Annotated in this window: 8 protein-coding genes and 2 tRNA genes; 5 read left to right on the forward strand and 5 right to left on the reverse strand. The window is 42.4% G+C overall.

Going from position 1 to position 11,920, the window contains the following annotated elements; translation table 11 throughout:
- The first annotated feature begins 224 nt into the window (after nt 1-224).
- The gene (locus OCU77_RS24705; protein ID WP_162845629.1) at nt 225-2,063 is read left to right on the forward strand and encodes a tetratricopeptide repeat-containing diguanylate cyclase; all 1,839 of its coding nucleotides are present in this window, start codon (nt 225-227) and stop codon (nt 2,061-2,063) included.
- A gap of 72 nt (nt 2,064-2,135) precedes the next feature.
- Here the strand turns inward: OCU77_RS24705 and OCU77_RS24710 are convergent, their stop codons facing one another.
- Nucleotides 2,136-3,473, reverse strand: a complete 1,338-nt coding sequence (locus OCU77_RS24710; RefSeq protein ID WP_048899389.1) for a sodium/glutamate symporter — start codon at nt 3,471-3,473, stop codon at nt 2,136-2,138.
- Nucleotides 3,474-4,199: 726 nt separating this feature from the next.
- On the opposite strand from OCU77_RS24710, the gene OCU77_RS24715 reads away from it, so the two are divergent.
- A complete protein-coding gene (locus OCU77_RS24715) occupies nt 4,200-5,534 on the forward strand; it encodes an MDR family MFS transporter (RefSeq protein WP_107302937.1) in 1,335 nt (444 codons plus the stop codon).
- A 92-nt stretch (nt 5,535-5,626) separates the two neighbouring features.
- On the opposite strand, the gene OCU77_RS24720 is transcribed toward OCU77_RS24715, so the two are convergent.
- From OCU77_RS24720 to OCU77_RS24730, 3 genes are all read right to left on the reverse strand, one after another.
- Nucleotides 5,627-6,652 carry a hypothetical protein gene (locus tag OCU77_RS24720; RefSeq protein ID WP_048899390.1) on the reverse strand — a complete coding sequence of 342 codons (1,026 nt, stop codon included), beginning with the start codon at nt 6,650-6,652 and terminating at the stop codon, nt 5,627-5,629.
- A 222-nt stretch (nt 6,653-6,874) separates the two neighbouring features.
- Nucleotides 6,875-8,458 (reverse strand): BCCT family transporter, encoded by a 1,584-nt coding sequence (locus OCU77_RS24725; protein WP_048899391.1) that lies wholly within the window; start codon nt 8,456-8,458, stop codon nt 6,875-6,877.
- 579 nt (nt 8,459-9,037) lie between these two features.
- A complete protein-coding gene (locus tag OCU77_RS24730) occupies nt 9,038-9,283 on the reverse strand; it encodes a DUF2164 domain-containing protein (protein ID WP_048899392.1) in 246 nt (81 codons plus the stop codon).
- Nucleotides 9,284-9,417: 134 nt separating this feature from the next.
- Here OCU77_RS24730 and OCU77_RS24735 point away from each other — a divergent pair, with 134 nt between their 5' ends.
- A complete protein-coding gene (locus tag OCU77_RS24735; RefSeq protein ID WP_048899406.1) occupies nt 9,418-10,341 on the forward strand; it encodes a DUF808 domain-containing protein in 924 nt (307 codons plus the stop codon).
- A gap of 167 nt (nt 10,342-10,508) precedes the next feature.
- On the opposite strand, the gene OCU77_RS24740 is transcribed toward OCU77_RS24735, so the two are convergent.
- On the reverse strand, nt 10,509-11,231 hold the full coding sequence (locus OCU77_RS24740; protein ID WP_048899393.1) for a YebC/PmpR family DNA-binding transcriptional regulator: 723 nt from the start codon (nt 11,229-11,231) through the stop codon (nt 10,509-10,511).
- Nucleotides 11,232-11,536: 305 nt separating this feature from the next.
- Here OCU77_RS24740 and OCU77_RS24745 point away from each other — a divergent pair.
- Both OCU77_RS24745 and OCU77_RS24750 read left to right on the forward strand, forming a co-directional pair.
- Nucleotides 11,537-11,627: transfer RNA gene (locus OCU77_RS24745), tRNA-Ser, on the forward strand.
- 44 nt (nt 11,628-11,671) lie between these two features.
- Nucleotides 11,672-11,748, forward strand: a tRNA-Asp gene (locus OCU77_RS24750).
- Nucleotides 11,749-11,920: the final 172 nt, after the last annotated feature.

The raw sequence follows: 11,920 nt of genomic DNA on the forward strand, positions 1-11,920 counted from the left end.
GCACTTACTTCACGATACAGCCTTTATGTCATTTGATTGTTGACTAAGCCCGCTAACACCATGATGATGGCGATCAAATAACCAATTTCTACCCCATTATGTATCATCTGCAACTACCTTCTTTATTTTCTATTTTACGCGTAAGTGGATTAGTCCTTTCACTTTGCCTTGGTTGTGTACAGCCAGTGCAAGGAAAGCCGAGTGATTTCATCTACACGAAAGGAGTGAAGCAAGATAGTCGTCTAGCGGCTGCTTACATTCAGTCTTTACGAGACCCCGAGCAAGCCTACAGTTTGATTAAGCAGTTTAAAGCTGGCAAGTCAGGCGAGCCAATGACAGATTGGGAACGTGTATATTATGTCTTGACCATGTCACGCCTTGAGGCATACACGCTCACGGATGAAGCACCAATAGATATTATTTCTGAGTTGGAAGTATTGGCTAAGAAACTGAAGCAGCCGTGGATTAGAGGTGAGGCGTTATTGCACCGTGCTATTCTAGCAAAAGAGACAGCACAGTATGACGATGGACTCGCTTACTTGGACGAAGTGCTCATTATTGCGAAGCAAACCGGGTTCAAAAACATGACGGCGCGTGCACTAAAGTGGCAGGCTAACATTTGGTTTTATCAATCCAAATATGATCAGGTTTTGTCGAATTACCTTAAAGCATTAGCTTATTTTGAAGAGCAGCAAGATTACGCTCAAGTGGCTTTGGTATTGTCGAATATTGGTAATATATATGAAGAGCTTGAACAATGGTCGTTAGCGAAAAAATATAATGAAAAGGCATTTGAAACCTACAATCTTAATAATATAAAAAATGATTATACGGCCGCGTTACTTAATATTCATGCGGGGATAGTGGCAAATTACTATAATAAGGGAAGTGAAGAAGCTGGTTATATCCGTAAAGCAATTAAACATGCTTCAAAAACAGGATCAAGCTATGTTCAGTTAGTAACGCTGACGAATTACACATCAGTGCTACTTGATGAAAATAAACTTGAAGCCTCACTTAGAATGTCACAAGAGTGCTTACAACTCGCTGATAATATTAAAGATAAACTAGGACGGGCATTCTGTTATGAATCAAAGTCTTTAGCGTACTTTGAGCTCAAAGAGCTGAATAAAGCGATCAGTACAGCCTTGGTTGCCATTGATATTTATAAAGAGTATGGAAGCAACTCTCAGGTGATTAGGCTGTATAAGTTGCTATCAGAAATTTATAGCACAAATGGCAACTATAAAGTGTCATTAGAGTATTTTCAGCGTTATGTAAATGATAAAGAAAGCCATTACTTGAGTCAAAAGCGAGAAGAGATTCGCTCACTTCAGACACAGTACATCACCCAACAAAAAGAGCACCAAATTGCGTTGTTACGAGCTGAGAGCCAGCTGAAGTCATCACAGATCGAGTCGCAGCACTCTCGTGAAATAATTTTACTGTTGAGTATTTTATTAGGCATTGCCATTCTGGCATTACTGTATCGCCGTAATAGTCACTTATCAAAAGACAATGTTGAACTGGCTCAATCTAACGTGTCATTAACAGAGCAATCGTTTCAAGACCCTCTGACAGGTATGTACAATCGCCGTTATATTCAGCAGTGGATCACAGGTCAAATTAAAGGTGATGTGCCCAAAGCAAGCCGATATATTGTTGCCTTGCTTGATATCGATTATTTCAAACAGATTAATGACCTTCATGGTCATGATATTGGTGATCGAGTATTACAAGAATTAGCCACTCGTCTCCAGCAAAGTTGCCGAGGCAATGATAAAGTAGCCCGATGGGGAGGGGAGGAGTTTGTTGCTATTTTCTCTGTCAGTGAAAGCTCAAAAGCCCACGAGTTATTGGAACGTATTCGTCGTTCGGTGCAGTTAGAAAATGTCACTATTGAAGACAAAATGCTGGCTGTAACCGTTTCAATAGGTGGCGTTGAAGTTGAATCCAAAGATAAGCTTGCTGAGCGCTGGCAAGAATGGCTCGTAAAAGCGGATAGTGCATTGTATCAAGTGAAGGAAAATGGTCGTAATGGTGTTAAGGTTGAAGCTAGCTGATCGTTTTACTGGTTATTGAGTAATAAAAAAGAGAGACCTGAGTCTCTCTTGAGTAAACTAATAGTTGCTCGCTTACTGTGTTGCAAGCACTTTGTTTCTTTGGAATACAAATCGCCAAATAAATAAAACAAAAGTAATGTAAGCGAGGCCAATTGCTAATGCATGCCAGTGATAACCCGAATACATAGCCAGTGGCATTAACGAGATAATAAAGATATCCGTGATTGAACCTGGTACATAAGCGATAGCATAGTCGTCTAATACTTTGCTCTTCATTTCTGGATCAACAATACGCAGTAATGCGATCCCCATGGCAACGGTACCGGTTAGCCATCCCCAAGAAAAAATACCTTTCTCGAACCAGTTATCACCCATGATACGAGGGGCAACCCAGAAGATAAGGAACAGAGTAAAGAGTACACCGCCTGTTGCAAGCACAGCCATAGGCATTATGTACTGGACTAAGACTGTGACTTTAATTGCGGAGATGCCAAAGACAATTAGGTAATCCGTACTAATACCTGATGCATGGTTAAATGCGCCATCGCAGAGGTACTGTGATGCACCTGTACGTTGGGCAACCATACGAACAAACATACCGCCCAAGAAACCTGTTACGAAGGTTGGGATTTGGACTTTGTCATGGAACGACGATAGAAAATCAGCAGAAGCATAAGAGAACGCTGTTACCACAACAACTAACGCGGCATGAATCGCAAAGGAATCAACAGACAAGGAAGACATGGTTGATTTCATTGCCCAGCGCTGATCATTTTCTTGGATCAAGCCTTTGCGTTCATGTTGGTTCATATTGGCAAACGTGCTAAATGTCTTGATTAAGCCAAGTTTTAGCGCAATTTGTAAAATAAGCATACCAACGGCAATGGAAATGAAAATTCCCGCTGTCGCAAATGTCAGGCTCAGAGTGAAAGCGTCTTCCCAGCCCAAGTTAGTGAAAATGTCACCAACAACAGCAGATGTACCGTGTCCCCCCATAAAGCCAGCAGACATAGGAATGCCAAACGCTGGGTTTAAATCGGTAAACACAAAGCTCGCTAAGAACAAACCGAACATAGCAGCAAATAGCCACTGAGAAACAGATGCTATTTGGTTGAAGGCCCACATACTACCGGCACGTTTGGCCACAATAGATGGTGAGGGAACATCGGTTGCAAGACCGAGAGCAGAAAACAATGCTGCGGTTAGTAAGCCTGCGTTACTGGCAAATGTATCGCTCCAAGGTAGCAGGTCAAGGCCTGCAGAGCCAAGTGCTAAACCTAAAATACCTGCGATTACCGCAGAAGGTAGGTACATACGTTGCAACAAAGTGATATGCACACGTAAAACCTTACCCAGAATCAACAGTCCGCCTGCAATCGCAAGATCAGATAGCATTAATCCGTTAGGCATAAAAACTCCTATCGTATAAAGAACGCAAAGCCGCAATAGCGGCGAGAATGCATGGCAATAAATGACATGCACAAACACGTATTATTGAATGTGTTGGTGATTACGGGCGTATCCTGCCGATCAGCCAACTGAGTGGCAGAATCTTGCTGATCCTGCTGAGAGTCGGTATGAAAATACCTAAATTGATATGTGAGCGTGATGAGATTCCGGTCCTCATCAGATATTCGACCAAGTGTTGTTGTCGTATTGAGTAAATGCTCAATCTACTCTGTGCGCGGATACTAATAAAAAAGTGATAGAAAATCAAACAAGATTGATGGTGTTGATGAGTGATTTTTATGGTGATGAGGTGAGTAAGGTGGCCAGAGGCTTGTTTGTCATACTTTTTATATTGTAAGTCTTTATGCTAGTAGCACTTTTTGTATTTAATTCTAAATTTGGGGGTTTATTGTCAGCGGGTAAAAAAATGCATTTAAATTTAGCATAACTTTCTAGCGAAATAGGGGTAGGCTAAAGTTTGCTCATAAATACTTGGTAAGCCCCAATTGCCAATATGGCCTCCCGATAAACTTTGTTCAGGTTTGGCGTATAGCGGTTAATAACCCCAAGAATGAATAGGTGTTTTATCGAGGCTGACGACATAAAGATCGATGAAAAGGCAAAATGTCACTGTTTATAAAGGCGAGTGAGCAACACAGGGATCGTTAATTATGAAAAGGAAAGCGAATGCCATCACCTACAAACGTATCATCAGCACGCTCAACACCACCTGATGGAAAGGCCATTGAACGTCATAAAACAGCCATTACTGATGATGACGCCTTATTGAAATGGTCCCGACTGTCTCATTTTACGCCAACAGTATGGACAGTGCTGATTGGTACCTTAATGGCACGGACAAGTTACTTCATGGCTTGGCCCTTTTTGATTGTTATTCTTTATAAAGACTTTCAAGCTGACGCAATTACAGTGGGCGGTATGCTTGCATCTTCTGCTGTTGTTGGTGTATTTGCTGGGCTGTATTCAGGTTTTCTATCCGACAAATTTGGTCGCAAGTGGGTCATGATCAGCGGGTGTATGGTTGCCGCATTGTGTTATGCCGGGATTGGCTTCGCAAACGCGTTATGGCAATTCTTTGTGTTGATCATGTGCTGTGGGTTAATGCGACCTATGATCGAAGCGCCAGCAAAAGCGGTGATCAGCGATAACCTCAGTAATGTTAAAGACCGCGAATTGGCGATGAATGTGAGGTATTTCATTATCAATTTAGGCGGTGCGATAGGACCATTAATTGGCATTACATTAGCGCTAAAGCAGCCACAAGTGCTGTTTGTGATAACTGGAGGTATATACGTGTTATTTAGCCTCTTGTATTGGAATTGCTTCCGTTTATATCCAGAAGTGAAGCAACAAGGTGCTTCTGAAGTCACGCATTTTGGCCGAACCTTACGGGTGGTTTTAAAAGATAGGCTGTTTATTAAGTTACTGATTGCCAATATCATCATGATGTTTGTTTATGGTCAGTATGAATCGTCCATACCACAAATCATTGTGCGCTCTGGTTTAGATAATGCAGCGTTTTTTGTGAGCGCGTTGGTGATGGTTAACACCTGCACTATCATTTTATTTCAGTTCCCTATCTTACGGTTATTACAGCGGTTTCCATTATTTACACGTAGTCAAATAGGCATGGGCTTGATGGCTTTATCGCAAGTTGGTTTTTTGATGGTTCCTGTTGATTGGCCTATGGGGTGGTTGATCGCTTGTTTCGTTTTAAGCCTTGGGGAAGTGATTGCTTTTCCAACATTGAATGTACAAATCGACAAGTTAGCGCCAGCTCACCTTCGTGGAAGCTATTTCGGTGCCGCGGCTATTTACTCTCTTGGCTTTGCTTTCGCACCCTTATTGGGCGGTGTGATTATTCAGATGTATGGTGCGAGTGAGCTCTTCTTTTTATGTTTAGGCGCGTGTGCCGTGATGATGGTGCTATACAGCGCAGTGAGTCGGCATGAGCGGCAAAAAACATTGGCGGAAACGCAGCAAGTCGCATCTGAGTGTTAATATTATAGGAAGGTAGCCCTACCAATGAACAAGAATTCGTTGTAGGGCTATTTTATGTCTGGCAATGAGACGTTATTGTTTTGGTGAGTGGTTCACTTTGTTGCTTGTTGCTCTGCTCGCCAAGTGAGTAGTGGCAGCTTACTGGCTTGAACGGCAAGTTTACCGCTGTCGTTGAACAGTACGAGTGCCGTATCTTGCTGTTGGTATGGCATCAGGTTGAGTTCTACAGCGTAGTTGATACTGGAATTTTGCAATTTGCAGATATCAAGGAATGACTGCTTTGTAGCGTTATTTGGTTTGTTAAATACTGAATCGGCAGGCAGGCTGCTTTCATCCAACTCAAGCCCTATCAGTAAGGTTTTGTGTGTGATTTTGCTCGGTAAAGCACCTGTCACAAAATGGCTTAGGTTAGTGTGTTTTTGTGCTTCAACAAGCTCCGTATTAAAGAAAGGAGCACTGTTATTTGTAACTACAGCGATACAAGCTTTTAGCTCATCACTTTGAACATTATTGTGAGTCAATCGGTTGATGACCGCAACTTTCCCTGCTTTATCCCAATCCTCTTTATCAACAAAAATGCGGAACATGCTCTCTTGATAGCCGAACTTATTGTTATCAGGATCCGTTGCTGTTGGTGCGAAGAAGTAATGTGCTTTGGCATCGCGGTAGTGTTGGTACTTGACCGTATCTGTCCGTTGGCTTGCATCTGCTGTGTAAGACAAAGTAATGCCAACTTCTTGTGTATTCGTACCGTAGCTTTGTAGAGCAAACTGATGACCGTTTACTTTTGTTGCCGCCGTTTCTTGGCGCAAATTGTAGTGACGGAAGATTGCAGATGAGTCGTTTTCAATTGAAATGCGGGCTGGTGATGTCGGCGAAATATCGGTACGTTCATTCACAAAGCTAAAACGAAAAGGGGTGTAACCATCAAGGATTGGGGCCGCTTTGTCATTTGCTATACCTGTCGCGAGGCTAAACGCCCCTTTTTTAATTTGAGGCTTTATTGGTGGGGGCGGTTTTGTGCCTGTACCTGAATTGTTACTGTCGCTACTGCCTCCACCACAACCAGAGAGCATGCTTGCTAAAACGATTGATGTCACTAGATACTTTACTTTCATTGGTTAAATCTCGTAATAATTATGGGCATAGTTTAATTTGAACGATGTTTTTTATCAATGCTTTTGGTCTGTACCTTTGCTTAGTTGATATTTTGCTGCTGAAAATACCGAGTGAGATTTAATGATTTCAAGGTGATGCGGTAGGAAAGTTTTCTTTTATATGTAAAAAAGCCCGCTGTAAAAGCGGGCTTAAGATGTCATGCGTTAGTGTATAGAGGGTGCTTAGCGTGCATTTTCAGCCATAGCTGCAACAGGTGTTGCGGTTTCACACTCTTTACTTTTCTTAGGTTGTTTTTGCGTTTCAGCGTGCATTTTCACAACAGCGATAGGGCCTGTAATGAAGGTAACGGCAACCAAGAACGAAACGGGTACGGCTGTAATGACGATGAATGATTGAAGTGCATTCAAACCACCATCACCAGCAATCAGTAGTACGCCAGCAACAACACCCATCATAATAGCCCAGAACAGACGCTGAACTTTAGACGGCTCTTTATCACCAGATACTGCCATTGCGATAGAGTACGCCATGGAGTCACCTGTTGTTGCTACAAATGTTGTCGTCAACATAAGGAACGCAGGAATCAGCAATGTACTAAATGGTAGCTGAGCTAATGATGCAAGCAGTACTGCTGGTAAGCCACCTTCGCTAAGAGGGCCTGAAATGCTACCAGGATTGGCTAATTCAAGGCCAATACCTGTACCACCTAGTACCGAGAACCAGAAGTTAGTCGCGATAGGTGCGGCAACAGCAACGGTTAAGATAAGTTCACGAATACTACGACCTTTAGAGATACGTGCAATAAAGATTGCCATCATAGGTGCGAAGCCAATGAACCAACCCCAGAAGAACCATGTCCACCATGAGTTCCAGCTTGGGTCAGATGAACTCAGGCTCATCTCTGGTAGGTTTTGGATGTAATGACCAAATGCTAGGCCAAACTGCTCAAAGATGAAGCCCGTAGGGCCTAATACCAAAATAGCGACCAGTAGCGTACATGCGCCAATCACATTCATGCGGCTTAGCCATTGTAAGCCTTTGTCCATACCTGTGAAGGCTGAAACAGAGTAAATCGCCACAACACCAGATAGGATCAACACTTGCGTGAACAAAGAGTTTTCCATGCCTGTTAATACAGTCAGGCTGTAACCTAACTGGGTTGCAAGGAAACCAATTGGGCCAATAGTACCTGCAGCAACAGCAATGATAGAACAAGAGTCAATCACTGAACCAAACCAATGGTTTTCAAGTTTGTTGCCAAGAATAGGGTATAGCAGAGCACGAGGTCGTAGTTTAACGCCACATTGGTAGTGGGCATACATCAATACAATAGTGCTTAGTGTGCCAAGTACGGCCCATGCAAGGAAACCCCAGTGCATGAAACTTTGGCTTAAGGCTGGGGTAACGGCGGCTGCAGTGCTGCCCTCTACGCCAGGAAAACTTGGTGAAGGAGTAATGAAGTGGAAGATCGGCTCAGCCGCAGACCAGAATACACCACCGCCCGCAAGCAGGGTACACATGATCATTGCTACCCAACGAAATGTACCAATCGTTGGCTTGGACTCACCACCCATTTTCACTTTACCGTAGCGGCTTGCTGCAATGATAAGCGCTAAAGCAAAGTTCATGATCATCAAACACTGCCACCAGTAACCGAAAGTCGCCGATGCTGAAGTAAACATTGACTTAATCGCTGCAGTGAAAGTAGACAGATCAAAAAGGGCTGCAAGTATGAATAAGAGGATAAATCCAATTGTTAGTGTTGGAACAAGTTTGTCGCTAGTTTTCTGACTAATCGTAGACATAAATATCTCACAGTATGCGTGAGGGGAGGCACTCTACCAGCTTGAATCATGAAAAACCAGTCTAAAATGTTTCGTGTTCGAAATAATTCGCGATGAATTAGTGTGATGCTAGTCACTATTAAGAATTAATATTTCGCAGTCATATTAAAGGTTTAACAAGTAATCTATTGCGCTGGAATGAGGATTTTATCTATGTTTTTCTGAGGGTTAATTATTTATGACAGCGTTGATGATTTTCATTGAGCAGTAGATGAGTGTAAAAAACGTTATGCAATCGCATGTATTGTTGTTTTTACCTCTAATGAGTTATACACAACACATTTTAGGCTTTGCTACTGCGCACTAGATAATCGTGCATTTGTGTGAATAAAACGTCCCTGATTATGAGGTTGTGCCGACTCCTCTTGGTCGGTGTGAGTACACCGAAAACATCTTTATGGGGCGGTTTGGGGTAGGAGTAACGCAATAAGATATGTCAGCTATATTATCCCCTCTATATATAGAGGGGATAACACATATGTTAGGAAGTCATGCTTAGCGCGAAAGGTTGGGGCTGAACAAATATAGCCCTGGTAGGGTTTAAGAGGTGGGTTGCTCAATCTCGTAAATAGCTTCTCGAATATCGTCGATGCGACGATCAATCACAGTCTGTGCGTCGTATAGGCCTTGATTGTAGAAATGTGCCCCCATCTCCTTTGCTATGAAATCAAGTAAGAACTCACCGTCAAATTGTTCAAGCTCCTGATCGAGTTCTTGATTGAAATAGTGTTGTAGCTTGGCAACAAGTACATCTTTTTGATCGCGTGTAAGGGTTATGGTGCTCATGGTTTTTGTATTCTCCGCTAGCCTTGCTGGGCATTATTTAATTGTGACGATTAACCGTGAAAGCCTTATTTGTAAAATATCAGGTGCAGGTTCATTATCAATGATGTTTAACCATTTTTAGTGAGGTAATGACCTTGGCTGGGTTAAGTTTATTAACGTTGTTGGATGATATCGCGAGCGTGCTGGATGATGTCGCAGCAATGACCAAAATTGCTGCACGTAAAACCGCGGGCGTACTAGGGGATGATTTGGCCCTGAATGCCCAACAGGTTTCGGGTGTGCGGGCTGAAAGAGAAATCCCCGTGGTATGGGCTGTTGCCAAAGGGTCTTTTCGCAATAAGTTGATACTTGTGCCAGCGGCACTGCTTATTAGCGCTATTGCGCCGTGGTTAATTACGCCTATGTTAGTGGCTGGTGGTTTGTACTTATGTTTTGAAGGTGCAGAAAAAATAGCAGAGAAATGGCTGCATTCTTCTTCAAGTTCAGATGAAGCAAACCATGATCAAGACACCCTTGCCGAAGAGTTAGAAACTAACCTTGATCCTGTTGAATTTGAGCGTAAGAAAATAGCAGGGGCAATCAGAACGGATTTTATTCTCTCAGCTGAAATTATTGTCATAGCGTTAGGGACAGTGCAAGAACAAGTGTTTTTAACTCAGTTAGCGGTAGTAAGTTTGATTGCCGTTGTCATGACAATAGGTGTTTATGGCCTTGTTGCAGGTATTGTTAAACTCGATGATGCTGGTTTTTATCTGGTTGCCAATAGTGAAGCGGGCTCTTTTAAGAATAAGTTTGGTCAGGGATTGGTACAGGCGGCTCCTTATTTAATGAAGGCGCTCGGGGTTATCGGCACTATCGCGATGTTTCTTGTTGGTGGTGGCATTATCATGCACAGTATTCCGCAATCGCATGATTGGCTTCATATTCTGATGGACGTTTTACCTGATGTGAACGTAATCAGCATGTTAGTACCTTCAGTTGTGAATGGGGGTGTGGGGTTATTGGCTGGTATGCTGGTGTTATTGATTGTCGACTATTCTAAGAAGCTAAGAAGCTAAGAAGCTAAGAAGCTAAGAAGCTAAGAAGCTAAGAAGCTAAGAAGCTAAGAAGCTAAGAAGCTAAGAAGCTAAGAAGCTAAGAAGCTAAGAAGTATGTAGAAAGCAAAAAGCCGATGCAGTAGAGACTGCATCGGCTTTTCTTTATTTATTTAGAGATAGAGTCTGAATTAATCAGGCATCTCTGCGTTGTGGTAAACGTTCTGAACGTCATCACAGTCGTTTAGTGCATCAAGGAATTTCTCGAATGCAGGAATATCATCACCAGAAATTTCAGTCATTGTTTGTGGAACGAATGAAATTTCTTCAACGTCTAGGTTAACGTCAGGCATTGTTGCTGCTAGTGCATTCTTCACTTTGAAGAATTCAGTGTGCGGTGCGTAAACAGTGATCACGCCATCTTCACACTCGATGTCAGTAACATCTGCATCTTCCATCATTAGGTTTTCTAGTACAGCTTCTTCGTCGTCACCTGCAAATTGGAAAACAGCTTGATGTTCAAACATGTGACCAACTGTACCTGGGCCACCGATCTTAGCGTGGTTCTTAACAAACGCTTGGCGAACATCCATAAATGTACGGTTGTTGTTATCTGTTAAACAGTCAACGATAACCATGCAGTTGCCTGGTCCGAAACCTTCGTAGCGCGCAGTTGCAAAATCTTCACCGCCACCACCTTTAGCTTTATCGATCGCTTTCTCGATAACGTGAGATGGTACTTGGTCTTTTTTAGCTTTTTCAATTAAACGGCGTAGTGCAAGGTTAGTATCTGGATCAGGGCTACCGTTCTTAGCACAGACGTAGATCTCTTTACCGTACTTAGAGTAAACCTTGATCTTAGCGCCTTGCGTTTTTGCCATTGACAATTTGCGTACTTCGAATTTTCTTCCCATGGGGAAACTCTCTATCTGTGTTTATTACATAGTTAGCGTAATTTTATCAGCTAGTGGGTGATAAAGGCTAGTCAGAACTATTAACTAACTGCGATTAGCATGACAAATAACAAATTTTGTTACATTGCGAGCAAAGTAATAAAATGAAAGCCTTACTAGACTGAAATTTAAACACTTATTTATTAGTATTTAGTAAAATAGATGAAAAGTAGCTAAAAATGATGTTTGGCGCACATTTTATAGCCATTCAATCATTTTAGGGGTTTACAGCTTTACATTATGAACGTATTATTCGCCGCACTTACGGAGAGATGGCTGAGTGGTTGAAAGCACCGGTCTTGAAAACCGGCATACGTTTGTAGCGTATCTAGGGTTCAAATCCCTATCTCTCCGCCACATTCTAAAAGTTTGATTTATAGCATCGAGCTTTACAAAGAATTGGAGCGGTAGTTCAGTTGGTTAGAATACCGGCCTGTCACGCCGGGGGTCGCGGGTTCGAGTCCCGTCCGCTCCGCCAACACAACGAAGCCTCGTCAGAAATGACGGGGCTTTTTTGTGTCTGAAATTTTAATTGCTTTCTCTTGTTTCTTGTTTGCCCTTCATCACTTTTTCATTCGTAATTATTATTAAGTTGAAAATTTAATCCTTTCTTTTCCGAATCGTGATTATTCATACGAGTTATTGTATGA

The organism is Photobacterium swingsii, assembly GCF_024346715.1.
Lineage (GTDB): Bacteria > Pseudomonadota > Gammaproteobacteria > Enterobacterales > Vibrionaceae > Photobacterium > Photobacterium swingsii.

What these genes read in the sequence shown, in the direction of transcription:
- OCU77_RS24710 (WP_048899389.1), bottom strand. Translation starts at nt 3,473, where the DNA reads ATGCCTAACGGATTAATGCTATCTGATCTTGCGATTGCAGGCGGACTG.
- OCU77_RS24715 (WP_107302937.1), top strand. Translation starts at nt 4,200, where the DNA reads ATGCCATCACCTACAAACGTATCATCAGCACGCTCAACACCACCTGAT.
- OCU77_RS24720 (WP_048899390.1), bottom strand. Translation starts at nt 6,652, where the DNA reads ATGAAAGTAAAGTATCTAGTGACATCAATCGTTTTAGCAAGCATGCTC.
- OCU77_RS24725 (WP_048899391.1), bottom strand. Translation starts at nt 8,458, where the DNA reads ATGTCTACGATTAGTCAGAAAACTAGCGACAAACTTGTTCCAACACTA.
- OCU77_RS24730 (WP_048899392.1), bottom strand. Translation starts at nt 9,283, where the DNA reads ATGAGCACCATAACCCTTACACGCGATCAAAAAGATGTACTTGTTGCC.
- OCU77_RS24740 (WP_048899393.1), bottom strand. Translation starts at nt 11,231, where the DNA reads ATGGGAAGAAAATTCGAAGTACGCAAATTGTCAATGGCAAAAACGCAA.